At 39.4% G+C, this 17,555-nt stretch carries 17 protein-coding genes; 4 read left to right on the top strand and 13 right to left on the bottom strand.

Annotated elements, in window-relative coordinates; all coding sequences use genetic code 11:
• On the bottom strand, positions 1-645 hold the full coding sequence (locus AB3217_RS01095; RefSeq protein ID WP_057784404.1) for an ATP-binding cassette domain-containing protein: 645 nt from the start codon (positions 643-645) through the stop codon (positions 1-3).
• Positions 646-814: 169 nt separating this feature from the next.
• On the opposite strand from AB3217_RS01095, the gene AB3217_RS01090 reads away from it, so the two are divergent.
• Complete coding sequence (locus AB3217_RS01090) at positions 815-1,750, top strand: glycosyltransferase family 2 protein (RefSeq protein WP_057784403.1); 936 nt, start codon at positions 815-817, stop codon at positions 1,748-1,750.
• Positions 1,751-1,833: 83 nt separating this feature from the next.
• Here the strand turns inward: AB3217_RS01090 and AB3217_RS01085 are convergent, their stop codons facing one another.
• The 3 genes from AB3217_RS01085 to AB3217_RS01075 form a co-directional block, all read right to left on the bottom strand.
• Positions 1,834-2,373 carry a hypothetical protein gene (locus tag AB3217_RS01085; protein WP_057784402.1) on the bottom strand — a complete coding sequence of 180 codons (540 nt, stop codon included), beginning with the start codon at positions 2,371-2,373 and terminating at the stop codon, positions 1,834-1,836.
• Between the two features lie 76 nt (positions 2,374-2,449).
• Entirely contained in the window at positions 2,450-3,667 is a 1,218-nt protein-coding gene (locus AB3217_RS01080) for a multidrug effflux MFS transporter (RefSeq protein WP_068806684.1), read from the bottom strand.
• 66 nt (positions 3,668-3,733) lie between these two features.
• The gene (locus AB3217_RS01075; RefSeq protein ID WP_367365152.1) at positions 3,734-4,618 is read right to left on the bottom strand and encodes an NAD(P)-dependent oxidoreductase; all 885 of its coding nucleotides are present in this window, start codon (positions 4,616-4,618) and stop codon (positions 3,734-3,736) included.
• 142 nt (positions 4,619-4,760) lie between these two features.
• On the opposite strand from AB3217_RS01075, the gene AB3217_RS01070 reads away from it, so the two are divergent.
• Complete coding sequence (locus AB3217_RS01070; RefSeq protein WP_260267763.1) at positions 4,761-5,225, top strand: 8-oxo-dGTP diphosphatase; 465 nt, start codon at positions 4,761-4,763, stop codon at positions 5,223-5,225.
• A gap of 40 nt (positions 5,226-5,265) precedes the next feature.
• Positions 5,266-6,708 (top strand): 23S rRNA (uracil(1939)-C(5))-methyltransferase RlmD, encoded by a 1,443-nt coding sequence (gene rlmD / locus AB3217_RS01065; protein ID WP_057784398.1) that lies wholly within the window; start codon positions 5,266-5,268, stop codon positions 6,706-6,708.
• A gap of 250 nt (positions 6,709-6,958) precedes the next feature.
• Here the strand turns inward: rlmD and AB3217_RS01060 are convergent, their stop codons facing one another.
• The 8 genes from AB3217_RS01060 to AB3217_RS01025 all read right to left on the bottom strand — a co-directional run bounded on the left by AB3217_RS01060 (position 6,959) and on the right by AB3217_RS01025 (position 15,520).
• Complete coding sequence (locus AB3217_RS01060) at positions 6,959-7,147, bottom strand: hypothetical protein (RefSeq protein WP_068806690.1); 189 nt, start codon at positions 7,145-7,147, stop codon at positions 6,959-6,961.
• Positions 7,148-7,235: 88 nt separating this feature from the next.
• On the bottom strand, positions 7,236-7,577 hold the full coding sequence (locus AB3217_RS01055) for a type II toxin-antitoxin system PemK/MazF family toxin (protein WP_057784415.1): 342 nt from the start codon (positions 7,575-7,577) through the stop codon (positions 7,236-7,238).
• Between the two features lie 4 nt (positions 7,578-7,581).
• Complete coding sequence (locus AB3217_RS01050) at positions 7,582-7,869, bottom strand: AbrB/MazE/SpoVT family DNA-binding domain-containing protein (protein ID WP_057784396.1); 288 nt, start codon at positions 7,867-7,869, stop codon at positions 7,582-7,584.
• Between the two features lie 918 nt (positions 7,870-8,787).
• The gene (locus AB3217_RS01045) at positions 8,788-9,195 is read right to left on the bottom strand and encodes a hypothetical protein (RefSeq protein WP_084254293.1); all 408 of its coding nucleotides are present in this window, start codon (positions 9,193-9,195) and stop codon (positions 8,788-8,790) included.
• 4 nt (positions 9,196-9,199) lie between these two features.
• Complete coding sequence (locus tag AB3217_RS01040; protein WP_147206750.1) at positions 9,200-9,517, bottom strand: acetyl-CoA carboxylase; 318 nt, start codon at positions 9,515-9,517, stop codon at positions 9,200-9,202.
• On the bottom strand, positions 9,510-10,808 hold the full coding sequence (locus AB3217_RS01035; protein WP_260289983.1) for an excinuclease ABC subunit A: 1,299 nt from the start codon (positions 10,806-10,808) through the stop codon (positions 9,510-9,512). The genes AB3217_RS01040 and AB3217_RS01035 overlap by 8 nt, the downstream gene beginning before the upstream one ends.
• 1,226 nt (positions 10,809-12,034) lie before the next feature.
• Positions 12,035-13,804 carry an ABC transporter ATP-binding protein gene (locus AB3217_RS01030; RefSeq protein WP_367365530.1) on the bottom strand — a complete coding sequence of 590 codons (1,770 nt, stop codon included), beginning with the start codon at positions 13,802-13,804 and terminating at the stop codon, positions 12,035-12,037.
• Positions 13,805-15,520, bottom strand: a complete 1,716-nt coding sequence (locus tag AB3217_RS01025; RefSeq protein WP_068806702.1) for an ABC transporter ATP-binding protein — start codon at positions 15,518-15,520, stop codon at positions 13,805-13,807.
• A 186-nt stretch (positions 15,521-15,706) separates the two neighbouring features.
• Between AB3217_RS01025 and AB3217_RS01020 the strand changes: the two genes are divergently transcribed.
• Entirely contained in the window at positions 15,707-16,366 is a 660-nt protein-coding gene (locus tag AB3217_RS01020) for a TetR/AcrR family transcriptional regulator (protein ID WP_068806705.1), read from the top strand.
• On the opposite strand, the gene AB3217_RS01015 is transcribed toward AB3217_RS01020, so the two are convergent.
• Positions 16,363-17,541, bottom strand: a complete 1,179-nt coding sequence (locus AB3217_RS01015) for an ArgE/DapE family deacylase (protein WP_367365529.1) — start codon at positions 17,539-17,541, stop codon at positions 16,363-16,365. The genes AB3217_RS01020 and AB3217_RS01015 overlap by 4 nt on opposite strands.
• Positions 17,542-17,555 lie beyond the last annotated feature (14 nt).

Raw genomic sequence — 17,555 nt, 5'->3', positions numbered from 1 at the left:
TTATGCCTCCAATCTGCCCTTGGTAATTGTTAATAACCGACTTGCCTGCTTTAATTCCGCCGCATCATGGGTGATCGACAAAATGGTCACCTGATGATCCTTATGAAAATGTTCGATTAACTCATTAACGATGCGTTTATTTTCTTCATCTAAACCAACAGTCACCTCGTCCAGCAATAAAATATCCGGCACATACATAATGTTACGAATCATGGCCACTCGCTGCTTTTCACCGCCTGAAAGTTCCGTAATGCGTTTATCCAAATAGTTTTCTGGCAATCCGACAACTGTTAAAGCCGCTTTTTGTTTTTCAACGTCAGGTGTGGTTTGGCGAATCTGAAATGGAAAGTCTAAATTGTCAGCAACAGTTTTTCCAAACAAAGTAGGCTGTTGAAAACAGTAAGAAACTTGGCGACGATATTGAATCGGATCCATTTCAGCAATGTTTTGATCTTTAAATAAGATGTCACCTTGCGTAGCTGTCAGCAGCGACGCAATAATACGGAGTAAGGTACTTTTTCCACTACCTGACGGCCCTGTGAGCGTGATGTAATCCTGGGTAGCCACAGTTAATGATATATCCTGTAAAATTTGATTTTGTTCAACTTGATAACCCACATGATGAAGTTCTAGAATTGGTTTCATACTGTCATCCCCCATTACTTGGTTTCAATTTTCAGATTAAATCTACAGTCAAAGAAAGTTGATTCACCAACATTATACATTGTAATCGTTATAAATTAGAAAACTTTGTACTTACCCTGCCTCTAAATGTTATAATTTGAGAGAAAGTAGTGGGAGGAGTTTTTAATCAATGCAAACTGTATCAATGATCGTCCCGTGTTTTAATGAACAAGAATCTGTACCAATTTACTTCAATGCAATGGCTAAAATTTTTCAGAAACCTGAAATGCAAAACTATGCCTTAGAATTGTGGTTCATCGATGATGGTTCATCAGACGCGACCTTAAGTGAACTTAAAAAACTAAACAAACAGTATCCTGATGTTGCTCATTTCGTGTCTTTTTCACGTAACTTTGGCAAAGAATCAGCCATTTATGCTGGTCTACAAGCCGCAACCGGCGAAATTGTGGGATTAATGGATGTTGACCTTCAGGATCCACCTGAATTACTACCCCAAATGTTACAAGAATTGAGCACTGGTGACTATGACACAATCGGCACCCGCCGTATAGGTCGTGAAGGTGAACCTGCATTTCGCTCATTTTTATCGAACCTATTCTACAAATTTATCAACAAAATTTCTAAAGTTGAAATTATTCCCAATGCGCGCGACTATCGTGTGATGACACGCAAAGTGGTTAATACCGTGCTCAGCATGCCCGAAGTTAACCGGTTTTCTAAGGGAATCTTCAGCTGGGTTGGTTTCAAAACCAAGTATCTCGATTTCGAAAATCGCGAACGAGTAGCTGGTACGACTTCATGGTCACTTTGGCAACTTTTCGAATATTCATTAGAAGCTATCATCGATTTTTCAGCAGCGCCATTGGCGATTGCTAGTTTTGTGGGAATTTTTGCCTGCGTCGTCTCAGTTTTAGCAATTATTTTCATTATCTTTAGAACGATTTTCTTTGGTGATCCAACAACTGGTTGGCCGTCATTAGCAGCCATGATTCTGTTCATCGGTGGTATTCAACTATTTTGTCTAGGTATTTTAGGTAATTATATTGGTCGGATTTATTCCGAAAGCAAACACCGGCCAATTTATGTCATTAATGAAAAGAAATAACTCTTTAAAATTGCAAAAAAGGCGTTTGGAATTGGTGTGATCGTACATACCCAATTCCAAACGCCTTTTTAAGTTTTACCTAACTAATCTTCATCTGATGAACCGAAGTGTCGTTTCCACCATGATTTTTTCTTTGGTGGTTCTTGTAATAGCTGTTCATTTTTCTTAGTCATTTCAGTCAATTCAGTTACTTTTTCTTGTAATTGAACATTTTCTTCATGATACTGTTGGTTTTGTTTAACTAATTGCGCCAACATTTCTTTGATTTCGGACAAATCTTTGTTTTGGGCTTGCAACATTTTTGTATCAATCACTGCTGGTGTTTTTTCATCCTTTGCAGCTTTAGCCTTATCCGCAGCCTCTTTATCAGTGATTCCCAAAGTAACATCCACAGCTTGTTTTAAGGTGTGACGATCACCAAGTAAATCATTCATCTGTTGCAAGAGTTTCATGTCAGCATCGGCATAAATTCGCCGTCCTCGACCATCATGTTGGAATTTATGACCCATCCGTTCCATTTCTTTTGCCCAGTTACCTAATGTAGCTAAACTCCCGATTCGTTCGACTTTGTGAACAACTTCGGAACCTGTTATGTATTCATCTGCTTTGATATCTTTTGCCATATTTTCCACCTCGCTTTTAACTTAATTGTACTACAATTGCTTCCAAATTTGAAGTTAAAATTAAGTTAACAAACGCCTATTTTTCAGGACTCTTATCCATTTTTTTGAATTTAAGCAAAATGGCAAATAAAATTAAACCTCCTATTTCACTTACAAAAATCAAAACGGCCATGGGTGCATAACTACTTGCGCCTAACGCTCCCGCAAGCGGTGTGAAAACACCTCCCACAATATTCATCAGTAGTCCCAAAACGGCGGATGCACTATCTGAATTCTTATCCTGACTGTTCATTGCAATCGATGTGGCTATTGTGTTCACGACACCAATACAAATCACGATCACAAATAACGGAACCGCCACCAAGAACATATTAGGTGTGACCCCTAAACTACCTAACATCACGACTGCTGAAATGGCTCCTAAGATTAAAGAACTGCCCAAAACCTGAAAGTTAGTAAGTTTGGCAGTGAGATAAGCCGGAATGTTATTACCAATAATGATTCCTAATCCATTTAAAGCATACAGTAAACTAAACTGTTGAGCGGATAGATGAAAGAAGTTTTGAAACACAAAGGATGAGGCCGAGATATAACTAAATAAGGCACCAAAAACAAGGCCCTGAATTAACGCAATCAACATAAAGTCGCGTTTGGTGAACATCGCTCCCATTGATTTGAATCCTTGAAAAATACTTTCTTTACTTCTTAAGCTCTCAGGTAAGGTTTCTTGTAGAGTTAACCAGATTCCGATAACAACCAAAATACCGATAATTGTCAACAATCCAAATATGCCACGCCAGGTCATAAAGTTCAGGAGAAATCCGCCGATAATTGGTGAAATAATAGGAAACACGCCGTTCACTCCCATTAATAGGGCAAAAAATTTGGTCAGCTCTTTACCAGAGAACAAATCACGGGCAACCGCTCTGGATAGCACTTGTCCGGCAGATCCAGCTAACCCTTGAATAAAGCGTAGGATTAAAAAAGCTTCGATTGAGTGGACAAATATAATTAAAATTGAGGTTAACGCAAAAACAGCAAAACCAATTGATAGTGGCATGCGCCGGCCAAAATGATCACTTAGCGGACCCACAATTAATTGACCCACTGCCAATCCAATTAGACAAAAGGTGATACTCATCTGAATCACGGATGTTTGGGTACGAAAAGCGGTTTGCATGGTTGGTAAGGCCGGTAAATACATATCTAAAGATAAAGGACCGGTTGCACTGATCAAGCCAAGAAAAAAGGTTAACCAGAGTTTCCGATCCTTTGAAATTTGTTCATTTTTCATGGATACAACTCCTGCTTTGAAATAGCTTCAAAGCCTAGTGTACCGAACTGAGGCAAAAAAACCAAATTAGCTTGGTAATTTCCCGTCTTTCCACCAGAGTTTGACTAATGCTTGCGTGCCATTGTTTCCTAGGCCCTTTTCATCTACCAAACGAGCGTATAAATTGCGAGCAGCATCAGTAGCTGGCAAATTTAAATGCATTTTGTCGGCCTCGTTTAGTGCAATCCGCAAATCTTTCAAGAAATGTTTGGCAAAGAAGCCCGGTGTGTAGTCATCTTTTAAGATTCGAGGGGCATAGTTTTCCATACTCCAGTTATCCGCACCGCCGCTTTCCAATGTTTGGAGAACTTTTGGCAAATCAAGTCCGGCCGCTTGTGCGTAAACCAGCATTTCACTCATTCCAGTCATCGTTCCCGCAATCATAATTTGATTTGCCATCTTCGCATGTTGCCCCGAGCCTGCTAAACCAAAGTAATTAACCTGTTGACCAATTGCCTTAAAAATTGGTTGTAAGCCTTCATAGGCCGATTTATCACCACCGACCATGATGGTTAGGGTCCCTTTTTGCGCACCGATATCACCACCAGAAACTGGCGCATCCAAAACTTGAATTTGATGTTCTTTACCGTAAGCACCAATTTTTTTTGCTAAGGTTGGCGTGCTGGTTGTCATATCGACCACCATTTGACCAGCTGTTGTCCCCGCAAAAATTCCGTTATCGCCAAAATAGACTTCTTCAACGTCTTGAGGAAAACCGACCATGGTAAAGACAATCTCACTGTCCTGAGCCACTTTCTTAGGTGACTGCACCCAAGTTGCCCCGGCTTTTACAACTGGATCGGCATGTGCTTTTGTTCGGTTAAACACGGTCACCGCATAACCGGCCTTTAACATGTTTTTGATAATGCCACTGCCCATAACACCAGTTCCAATAAACCCAATTTTTTTCAAATTTGCCATCTCCTAAGTTTTACAATCACATCATACGCATTTTTTTGCGAAAATTACACCATTTAGATTTAGCAAAGTAAATTTTCATCCCCGATTTCTGGTATGATAGACCATAAGATCGTTACTTGGAGGAATGCAATCCATGTCACTACATTTACCTGAAAAAACTATTTTAACCAACCTTGTTATGGTAGAAGATCCGGACAACAAAAAAGTCTTACTTGAAAATCGACTCAACAAAAACTGGACTGGCATCACTTTTCCAGGCGGGCATGTAAATCCCGGTGAATCCTTTGTAGAATCAGCAATCCGTGAGGTTTATGAAGAAACCAATCTCCAAATCCAGAATCCGCAATTAATCGGTGTTAAACAATTTATGGCTCAAAAAGATGTGCGCTACATCGTGCTTTTGTTTCGAACTAATCAGTTCAAAGGTTCTTTACAAAGTTCCAAAGAAGGCGACGTTTTCTGGGAAGATCCTTATCAAGTCAAACAAGCCCAGGCTGTTGATGACTTTTTCGATCTACTTCAAGTCTTCAAAAGTTATGACGTTTCAGAACTTTATTACCAAGATTATAATGGTCAATCCATCAAACGAGTTGAATAAATGCTTAGTTAAACGTGTCTCAAAATAGAAAGGAAACACCATGAACAATAATCATAATTCACATTATCAAAATCAAAGAAATTCGCATCAAGGCCGTCCGCAACGTGAAACTGTCCAGGAATCCATTCCAATCGGTCAACGAATTCCTTTAACCATCAAACGCTTAGGCATTAATGGTGAAGGGATTGGCTATTTCAAACATACTATTTGTTTTGTGAAGGGTGCTCTTCCTGACGAAGTGGTTACCGCCACAGTTACCGAAATTCATCCCCGTTACATGATCGCAAAACTCCACACAATTCGGCAGAAGAGTCCTAATCGTGTAGAACCACGTGACCCATTTGCTGATGAAGTCGGTGGATTCGAGCTAGAACATTTATCTTATCCAGCCCAATTAGAGTTTAAGCAAGACGTTGTACGTCAAGCTTTAGAAAAGTACCGCCCATCTGGTTATAAGTACTACAAACTGTTACCCACAATTGGGATGGATAACCCCTACGAATACCGTAACAAGGCCCAGTTCCAAGTGCGTGTTTTGGATGGCAAAGTAGCTGCTGGTTTATATAAAGAAAACAGTCATGACTTAGTTGATTTACCTACGTGCAGTGTTCAACATCCACTGATAATGAAAGTCATGCGCCGTGTCGTTGAATTGCTGGAAGCTTACCAAGTTCCTATTTATGATGAAGAACATGGTTCAGGTATCGTTAAAACGATTGTCGTCCGGGTTGCGGTTGCTACTAATGAAGTTCAATTAGTCTTTATTACTAACTCCACTAAGTTGCCCCACAAACGCGACTTGATTACTGAACTTCAGAAACGGTTTCCGGAAATTGTTTCTTACATGCAAAACGTCAACAAGGGAAAAACATCCCTTGTTTGGGGTGATGACACCACTTTGTTAGCCGGTAAAACTTTTATTCAGGATAAGCTAGAAGATCTGACCTTCAATTTATCTGCACGGGCTTTTTATCAATTAAACCCTTATCAAACCGCAAAACTGTATGATGAAGCTCGCAAAGCACTTGAACTTTCACCAAATGATAACTTAGTTGATGCCTATTCTGGTGTGGGAACAATTGGCCTGTCTTTAGCCGCTCAGGCAAAAGAAGTTCGGGGGATGGATATTATCCCGGAATCAATTGAAGATGCCAATGAAAACGCCAAATTAAACGGCATTACCAATGCTAAGTATCAAGTTGGTAAAGCTGAAGAAGTTTTACCTCAATGGATGGCAGAAGGCTTCCATCCCGATGCCCTGGTAGTTGATCCACCAAGAACTGGATTAGATGATGTCTTGATTCAAACCATCTTGACTAGCAAGCCAGAACGATTTGTTTACATTTCATGCAATCCATCTACGTTAGCACGAGATCTGGCGCAATTAACAAAAACTTACATTGTCGATTACATTCAATCAATTGATATGTTTCCACAAACTGCCCGTTGTGAAGCGGTTGTGAAGTTCACACGTCGACATTAATTTAAAAGCATAAAAAGAGTTGCAATAAACTTGATATAGGCGTGGTACAGCTATGTTTCTAGTTTGTCTACCTCTACCATTAGTCAAGGAAAACCTTTAGTTAATAGGTTTTCCTTTTTTTATCAGCGGTTACTTGAAGTTGAGGTTGTAATTTTATTGGCTTAAATGTTCGATTTAATGTACAACAAATAGTGCGTCTGGTATTAATAAATTTTTGAGATGTTAGAATATCAATAAATGAATTAATCATTTACTTTTCTGGTGAGAATTTCAGTGAATCATATAATTCATTATTTTTAATTAGGTGGAAAATGGTCCTGATCAAACGGTCCATTGCTGCTACTGCAATCTTCTTAGTGTTGAATTCACTAGAAGATTGCTTTTTTCGTTGATAAAGAATGCTGATGTTTGATGGATGGTACTTGGCAACAGTTAACATATTTAAAACGACTCTAAATAGTATTTTACGAGCGTATGAATTACCACTTTACCAAAATAAAAAAGTGGTGAATCATAATTTCGTCGAATTATGATTCATCACTAATGTTAGTCGGCTTTTGTATAAATAATTTTAGTCTTGCGACGTCATTTGACGTTAATTCGCCGATTGGTGGCCGTTTGAACACGGCATTGGCCGAAATTTGGTAGAGTTTGTGTGTATCAACATATGATGCTTTGTACAAACCCGCCTTTTTCCATTCAAGGATGGGAAAATAGGTACTTTGAATTGATCTTGATTTACTACCAAATTTTGATGTAATTTTAAAAGCCGTTACGTACTGATTATTGTACGCAACGACTAGAGCAGGTCTACGCTTTGTAGTATTTGGCTGCTCATCAAATGACACATTTGCAATGAAAATCTTCATGACTCTAGAGATCAGAATCATCTTCTTTCATCCATTTGTCAAAATCAGGACTTTTCTTAGGGTCATAATGTCCATTTTCATCAATATCGACAACTTCAGTTGGGATGTTTTTGATTAGATCTCCCCATTCTAAGCGAGTGGGCAGTTTAGTAATGGTTATGTCGCCATCATTAGTTTGCGTAAACGCAATTTCATCACCAGTAGATAGTTGCATTTTATTCCGAATTTCAACTGGAATAACAACTTGTCCACGGCTTGATAGTTTAGCAGATTTACTTAGTATATTATCCATTATTTAATGCCTCCTCATCCTTGAAATTGTAAGACGTCTTACTTCATACATTATATCATGTTCTCTCAATTTTGTTTGTCCGTCAGCTTAATAATAGACACTTTCATAACATTAACGTACCTCAGAAGTGATCATTGCCTTACACACCGTTAAATAAATAAAAAACTTTGTCTCACGTGTTATTGCCAGCCACGAATGCGTTAATGATTTCTGAATAAGAATCAATTACGTTCAATTCTCTATCCATGTTTATACGTGCAAATTAAAAATCGCCGTATGACTGAATGGACATTTTAAAGATGGACTGTTAAAGTGGTATTGGTGCAAGCATATATCATACGGAAAAATCGACAAGTTTAGTTTTTTTTGGCATTAATTTGATTTTCTTGTTTGATTGCCATAACGTTGTTGTCTCAAGTTCGGGGTCAGTAATTAACACCGCGACAAGCTTGTTATTGATTATGGCCCAAACAGCAGTATTTCCGTTATAAATTATATTTTCGTCTTTGAGCATGATGATTATTTCCATTTCTGTTTTTTGGTAAAGCAACAGATCTCATGGCAACTCATGTTTGAGCTAATGTAAATGCTTATACAAAGTTTACTTATACTAATATTTTGATACCCCCATCCAGCACAGCATATTGCATTTGTTATACTGTGAAAATAACTAGCTGGGGTAAAACCAATAAAAACATGAAGCTACACGAAAGTTGGTATATGGAAAAATAAGTATCACTTATGAGGGAGCAAAAACAAAATGTTAAAAGTATTAATTACGATTATAGTAATAATTTTAGTAATAAGTATCGTATTATATAATTTTATACGTTCTAATAATAAAAAGTAGTGGTAAACTGAGCCCCGATAATTTGGATTATTCCAATTGTCGGGGCTCAGTTTATTTCAACTCTTTTTTTAACTTATATTTCGCCAATCTACAGCTGCCTGTGGCCAATGTACATTACGAATTTGTTCAAGCATAACTGAATGTAATTGGTCTTCAGCATCGGCAAAAATAATCTTTTCATCGTGAAAACCAGCAACTTTGCCAGTCATCGAACTCACCATTTCACCATCGTTTATGAGTTTCAGTTGGACATGAACAACCTGTTTATGTAACCATGCCTGTTTTAAAGACTGACTAACTTTTTCCAATGATTGTTCTGGAAGTTGTCTTTCAGGAACCTTATCTCGTTTCATTTTCTTGATGGCACTGGTATGATCTGAAAGGAAAAAGCCGCCCCACTTGAGCATTCCGCGATCATGATAGTCATTTTTAAAAAATTGTTCGATAACTGATTCATCTACCCGTTTGATAATCATAATCTCATCCCTTACTAATTCTGGTCTGTGCTTGCGGCCAAACTAATTCGCCAAAGCCTTTAAACTGCATTGTGATCTGTGTTTGTTTGCGCAACGAATGTACTACAGACTCTAAGTAGCCTAAATCATAATTCTCTAACGTATGCAGTGGAATGGATTTCTCGCGATGATTTTTTGGCTTAACTTCCAAAAAGAAATTATAAGCTTCATCAAAACGATCACGGACAATCAGCATTTGATAAATAGTTCGTGATTGCCGCAAAAAATCTTTTTCTAATCGTTCCAAAATTACCTTTGCCGCCTGATCGTATGTTTCAATCAAAACTATTACCCCCATTGTGACCGCCAACTAATGACGAACGTTCCAGCATAGTCGCACCATGCAATAAGCTGCTAGCTGGGATCAACGCCGTGTTGCCAAACTGGTCATGAATTTTATCTAACACTCGAATCATTAAACTTTGCTTGATTTGTGCATGTGGATCTTTAAATAAATCTAGTTGCAAACCGTCATTTGCTGACAAATGAGAAAGACTGACGGCAATATTACGAATGCCCTCGCCATCCCATGTTTTTCGAAATAAATACACTAAATACTGGTTAATCTGATCCGGACTATCTGTCGTATCAATTCGCATAGAATGTGCAAAACCACTGCGCCCATCAGTTTCCGCACTAGCATAAGAAAAACCAATCATTAAACTGACACATCCTGTTTGCTGTTGATGATGCCGCATTCGCGAGGCAACCTGACTTCCGATTTCTTTAATTACCGTTTCAATTTCTCTTTGAACCAAATAATCGCGAGCCAAAACTTGGGAATTTCCCCAACTCTTATCATTAGGAGTCAACAGTTTAGATAATTGGCTATGATCAATTCCCCATGCGAGTGCCAAAAGTTGCGTACCGATGATACCAAACTCTTTTTTCAACTCATAGGGATTTGAGTGGGCCAATGCATCCATGCTGTGAATACCAACGCGTTCGAGATGAGCTGCTGTCCGATGCCCAATGCTCCAGACTGATACTAAATTCGTAATCGGCCAAATCTTTTGGGGGAAAGTTTCATAAGTTAACTCACCAATGCGATCATTGTCATGTTTAGCAAACAAATCTAATGCCAGCTTTGCTTGAACCGGATTTTCACCAATCCCAACAGTTGTCCATAAACCTAATTTGTCATGAACTGCCGTTTGCATCCGATGAGCGACTTCTAAAGGTGTTCGTCCGAATAACCGCCAAGATTTCGTCATGTCTAAAATTGATTCGTCAATCGAATAAGGATAACAGTCTTCATCAGCTACAAATTGGGTGAAAATTTCATTAATCTGCAAATTCTTCTTTATGTAAAGATTCATCCGCGGTGGGACAACCTTTAATCGGGAATCATCCGGTAAATCTCGACAACGCGAAACATTGGTGATACCAAATAATTCTTTGGCTTTAGGCGATGCCGCCAGAATCAGACCACCATTAGTATTTTTTGCTTCCGACATGACCACGATAACCGATTCCAAAGGATCATCCTCGCGTGCGACAGACTCAACACTGGCATAAAATGATTTGTTATCAATCATAAAATACACACCATGGGGTTCTCGATCGTAATTCATCGCCATCACCTCTTTGCATTTCATTATACGAACATACGTTCTAAAATGCAACTCATTTATTTAAAAGAATTCAAAAAATAGGATCGAGAAAAATCGTATCTTCTCAATCCTACTTTAATTTTTGTTCAGATCAACTGTTGTGTCTCTCAGCTTTTCTACCTTTATAGCCGAAACGTGCTTAAAAAGGCAGCTTATTCCGCTTGCCAGTTCTTGCGGTCTGAACTTCGGCCACAAGAATGGTCATCGCCCGGAACATATAGGATTATTAGCGTTCTTTGCTAATAATCATCCTCTATGTGGAGTAGTGCCAGTTCTTGCGGTCTGAACTTCGGCCACAAGAATGGTCATCGCCCGGAACATATAGGATTATTAGCGTTCTTTGCTAATAATCATCCTCTATGTGGAGTAGTGCCAGTTCTTGCGGTCTGAACTTCGGCCACAAGAATGGTCATCGCCCGGAACATATAGGATTATTAGCGTTCTTTGCTAATAATCATCCTCTATGTGGAGTAGTGCCAGTTCTTGCGGTCTGAACTTCGGCCACAAGAATGGTCATCGCCCGGAACATATAGGATTATTAGCGTTCTTTGCTAATAATCATCCTCTATGTGGAGTAGTGCCAGTTCTTGCGGTCTGAACTTCGACCACAAGAATGGTCATCACCCGGAACATAAAAGATTATTAGCGTTCTTTGCTAATAATCATCCTCTATGTGGAGTAGTGCCAGTTCTTGCGGTCTGAACTTCGGCCACAAGAATGGTCATCACCCGAAACATAAAAGATTATTAGCGTTCTTTGCTAATAATCATCCTCTATGTGGAGTAGTGCCAGTTCTTGCGGTCTGAACTTCGGCCACAAGAATGGTCATCGTCCGAAACATAAAAGATTATTAGCGTTCTTTGCTAATAATCATCCTCTATGTGGAGTAGTGCCAGTTCTTGCGGTCTGAACTTCGGCCACAAGAATGGTCATCACCCGAAACATAAAAGATTATTAGCGTTCTTTGCTAATAATCATCCTCTATGTGGAGTAGTGCCAGTTCTTGCGGTCTGAACTTCGGCCACAAGAATGGTCATCGTCCGAAACATAAAAGATTATTAGCGTTCTTTGCTAATAATCATCCTTAATGTGGAGTAGTAGCTACGGTAACTAAACGATTCCAAACCCGAATCATTCAGTTACCTAGGCTATGCTCAGAAGCTAATCGCTCCTTTTAGCACTCTTTTTTATTCAAACACAAACTGATTATGATACAGTTCCGCATAAAATCCCTTTTCATCCAGCAATTGCTCGTGACTACCCTCTTCAATCACCTTACCATCCTTCAACACCACAATCTTATTGGCATTCAAAATAGTCTTCAATCGATGCGCAATCACAAAACTCGTTCTTCCCTGAATCACATTATCCATCGCCTTTTGAATCTTCGCCTCCGTCACCGTATCCACATTTGACGTCGCCTCATCCAAAATCAACAACGTCGGATTCGTCAAAATCGTTCTCGCAATACTAATCAACTGCTTCTGTCCCGTTGAAAACACCGAATTTTCATCCGAAACCTTTGTCTCATATCCCTTTTCCAGACTCATAATGAAATCGTGAATATCCGCCTGTTTCGCAGCCGCATACACCTCTTCATCCGTTGCCTCCGGTTTTCCGAAACTAATATTATCTCGAATCGTTCCCGAAAAAATCACACTATCCTGCAACACAATTCCCACATGATCTCGCAAACTTTTCAGATCAATATCACGCACATCCACACCATCAAACGTGACCGAGCCTTCATTCACATCGTAAAAACGATTCAACAAATTCATAATCGTCGTTTTTCCAGAGCCAGTTGGGCCCACCAACGCAACCATATGTCCTTTTTCAACATTCATTGACACATCATGCAAAATCTCTTTACCCTCATTGTAACCAAAGTGTACGTTTTTCAATGCCACTCCGTGTTCCAATCCAGACAGCCGCTTACCATCTTTCGGATTAATCTCATCTGGTTCGTCAAAGGTCTCGTTAAGTCGTTTAGCACCCGTAATAGCCACCTGAAACATACTATAGAGTGAAGAAATTTGTGAAATTGGTTGATAAAATTGTTGTGAATACTGCACGAAAACAACAATCAATCCTAAAGCCGTCGTGCGCGCCATATCGCCATTTAGCGCTAACCAACCTCCAAAGAAGATCACAATTGCCGTATTCACTAGCGACAAGCCATTCATTACTGGAAACAACATCCCCGAATAAACTTGGCCTTTAAACGTGGCCTTACGAACTTTTTCGTTATGTGGTAGAAATCCCTTAATGGCTTCATCTTGCAAACCATTTGTAATCACAATTTTTTGACCACTAATTTGTTCGTTAATATAACCGTTTAATTTTCCAACTTCATCCTGCTGAATATCAACATACTTACGCGTTTTAGAAATCAGAATGACCGCAATAATAATGGCAATCGGCGTTGATGCAATGGTCACCCACGCCAAAGAAATATTTTCGTGAAACATCATAATGATAATTCCAATCATCATCGCGATATTCATCATAATTTCGCCTAATGCTTGATTCAGCGCGTTTGAAATATTATCCAAATCACTTGTGAATCGACTCAAAATATCGCCATCCTGATGCGAATCAAAAAACTTAATCGTCATACGTTGCAGTTTGCCGAACAATCCTCGACGCATCCGGTTCGTAGAGTTTCCTGAAATATAAGTCACCACAATGTTGGAAATAAACATCCCCACCACTGTCAAAACATAGAAAAGAAGTAACATCCAAATTGCCTGCATAAACGAGCCTTTATCACTCACCCCACGCGTCAAGCCAATGACATACTTTGCCAACTCTGTGATTGCTTTCCCCATATAAACAGGCGCCTTCACCTGAAAATAAGTTGAGGCAATAATCGCTAACATTGTCACAGTAAACCCGATCTTATAGCGTTTCATATAGTGATAAAAGAATTTAATTGCTTTCCCGATTTCACTCATTTAGATGGCCTCCTTTCCCTTTTGCGTTGCATAAATTTCTTGGTAAATCCGATTATTTTTAACTAGTTGTGCATGCGTGCCTTCACCAACCAATTTGCCATCATCCATAACAAAAATTCGATCTGCATGCAGCACTGACGCAATTTTTTCCGCAATAATAAAAGTGGTGGTTCCTTTTAATTCGTGATCTAAAGCTTCTTGAACCAATTTTTCAGATTGGGCGTCTAGCGCAGAAGTCGAATCATCCATAATCAAAACTTTGGGTTGCCCAATGACGCCCCGTGTAATGGATAAACGCTGTTTTTGACCACCTGAAAAGTTGGCTGACCGTTCTTCCACTGAAGCGTCGTAACGTTCTGGTAACCGATCAATAAACTCGGCAGCCTGTGCAATCCGACTGGCCCGATCCATATCCTTTTCGGACGCATCACTTTTACCTTGCTTTAAGTTATCCCCAATCGTTCCTGAAAATAAAATGGCTCGTTGCAAAACAAAAGCGACTGATTTGCGTAGTGAACGTTCATTTACCTGCTTCAAATCAACGCCACCAACTTTAACCACTCCGGTTTGCGGGTCAAACAAACGCGGGATCATCTGCGCTAAAGTAGACTTTCCGGATCCAGTAGCGCCCACAATTCCGACCATTTCGCCTGCTTTTACCTTAAAATTAATATCCTTTAAAGTTGGCGTTTCATCACCCGCATAGGCAAATGACACGTTTTCAAACTCAACAGAACCATCCAACTCCTGCTCTGTTGAGTTTGAATACGTAATCTCTGGCGCCGTATCCAGCACTTCACGAATTCGTTGTAGTGAAACCATTGCTCGGGCGCTAAAGGTCATCATCATGCCGCCAATAATAATGGCAAACATAACCTGCATTAAATAGTTCACAAACGAAGCAATTGCGGCCACACTACCGGGATCACTCTTAGCCAAATCGCCCACAAAATAAATTGCGGCTACAACTGCTAAGTTTCCAACTAAGGTAAATGCCGGAATCAAAACTGAAAACAAGGTTCCAACAAAAATATTTTGCTCATTTAACTTGTCTGAAACCTCATTAAAACGATCTTTTTCATTTTTTTCTTGATTAAACGATTTTACTACCCGCACTCCAATCAGGTTTTCCTTTGCCAATTCATTGACACGGTCAATTAAGCCCTGCATCAGACCAAAATGGCGATCCATCTGACCAAACGTGGCCGCTGAAATACCAAACACGAGAATGACCAACACCAGAATAATCCACCACAATTGATGGATTGTGTTGATCGCCAAAATAAACGCCCCCACAAACAGAATCGGCACCCGTAGCAGGGTTTGCAGTGCCGTCATAATTAAATTCTGGATTTGATTGACGTCATTTGTTAAGCGCACTACTAAATTGCCGGCCTGAAACTTTTCAATATTTCCAAATGAAAAAGTTTCAATTTTTCGGAAAACAGTTTCCCGAATATCCGCACTCATTGACTGCGCGACTTTAGCGGAGAGAATGGTGTTAAAAATACCCGCAACTAAGCCAATCACGGCAATCACAATTAAATAAATCCCCAACGTTTCGATTTTATGATTCTGATTTTTTAAAATGGCATTAATCACATTTTGTAATAACTTAGGCTGCCAAAGGGTTGATCCTGCCATTACAACGACAGTCACCATGGCCAACAAAATATCTCCCCAGTATTTTCGTGCGTGATCTTTTAAAATTTTCAAATACTTTCCTCCGTTCTGACATCCATGCTATTATGATAACTATACTAATTTATCCAACACTGTTGGATAAGTCAACTAAAAAAACACCAATTTTGAAAAAGCTTGTTGTCCCTCTGGAAAAACAAGATATTATTTCAAATTAGTGTTTAAATAGTTTTAAAAAACAGAACTAAGGAAGTTTAAATCATGCCGAAATCAAAAATCTCACGTCCCCAAATTATTCAAGTTTCACTAAAAACTTTAGCGAATTGCCAATCACTAGACCAGTTTTCCATGCGCAAGGTCGCCACAACCTTACAGATTGATGCTTCCACAATCTATTGGTATTTCGAAAGTAAACAAGCAATTTTACAAGCTATGGCTGATGAAATTGCCGCTCAAATTTCGTTTCCTGATGCCAACTTAGATTGGAAAACTCAACTTACCCAATTGTTTAACAATTTGTTCGATGTCTACACAACGCATCCCCATACCGCCGAGCTCATGATCGAAACTATCCCGTCATCTGAAGTGCGTTTAGCCTTAATGAATCACATTATTGGAATTTTAGTCGATGCCGGATTTAGTGAAACCCAAGGCAGTGCCGCGATGTCCACAATTGATTTCTTTTTAACTGGTTTAGTGATCGACCTTTCAAAAGAACGCCAATTTCGCACTGAGATCAACGACAAACAGGCTGCCTACTTGCATGAACAGGTAACGCAAATTCATCAAATTACCCATGATGAACACTTAGTGCACATGCAAAACTCTGTTAAAAGTCGAAATTCTGAGTCGGCAAAACAACAATTTGAAGCTGGCTTGAAGTTAATTTTGAAAGGCTTGGTTGCAGATAAAGAAGGCTAATCTTGAACTTCAGCAAACTCGCTAACACCTACAAACTGCTCGGCAACATCTTTCAAATAGTTAATACTATTCAAATACTGAGCGATATCGACATATTCGTCATAACCGTGAGAGGAATTATTCCCCGGACCCACGAGAATAATTGGAAATTGTTTCTTGGCTTGGACAAACTCGGACCCGTCGTTAGCACCCGAAGAACTTTCAACAGGCAGGATCTGGTCGAAGTACTGTTCACTAATTTTTTGAGCGAGTTTAGTTAAGAGATTTTCACCATTAATAATAGGGACTTCTGGATAAATGAATTCAATCTTTAACTTCATTTTAGGATCACTCGTGTTCAAATCATCCACAATCTTTTGCAGGTCCGTAAAAATTTGATCATTTGAATATTCCGGAATAGAACGAATATTGCCTTTTAACATGGCATAGTCCGGGACACTATTAACCTGTTTGCCACCATCAATAATATCAATACTGTGGGTCATCTTGCCTAGTTTAGGATTCACTTCATTATGCTGTGCCATCAATTTCTTGGCTGCTAAGTAAAACTGAATCAAATTATCAATCGCGTTAATCCCCATATTGGGACGCGAACTATGAGCAGGCGCACCAATTGAAGTAACTTGATAATCAATCACACCTTTACAACTCGTGATAATGCCGTCCATATGTGGTTCAGTGATAATCAAACCATCCAAATCATCCGCATACCCTGCTTGTGTCAACACATGGGCCCCGTACTCACCAGTTTCTTCACCAACCGTGGCCAACAATTTGAGTTGACCTTCAATTGCAGTTCCACTTTCCAACAATTCCAGCATAATAATTACAGCGGCTGCCAAGCCACTCTTCATATCAGAAGCCCCACGGCCAAATAATTTTCCTGCCTCAGCGTCAGCATCCCCAGAAAATGGGCCATGTTGCCACTCTTCCACATTGCCAGGATCCACCACATCCATATGACCGCTAAAGCCAAGGTGTTTGCCGGTTTTGTTCCCCATCGTAACCACTAAATTTGTTCGTCCTTCAGCAAAAGGCACCTTTTTAATTTGAACTTGATCGCTATAGGGTTCAAATAATGAGCTGATATAGTCAGCAACCCTTTCTTCGTGATCATTTACAGATTCAATTTGAATCAAGTTTTGTAAGATAGTAATTTTTTCGTTATCAGTCATAAGCAATTTCTCCC

The sequence above is a fragment of the Pediococcus parvulus genome, from assembly GCF_964063155.1.
GTDB lineage: Bacteria > Bacillota > Bacilli > Lactobacillales > Lactobacillaceae > Pediococcus > Pediococcus parvulus.
The sequence above is the reverse complement of the archived record's forward strand: the minus strand, read 5'-3'. Positions and strand labels throughout refer to the sequence as shown.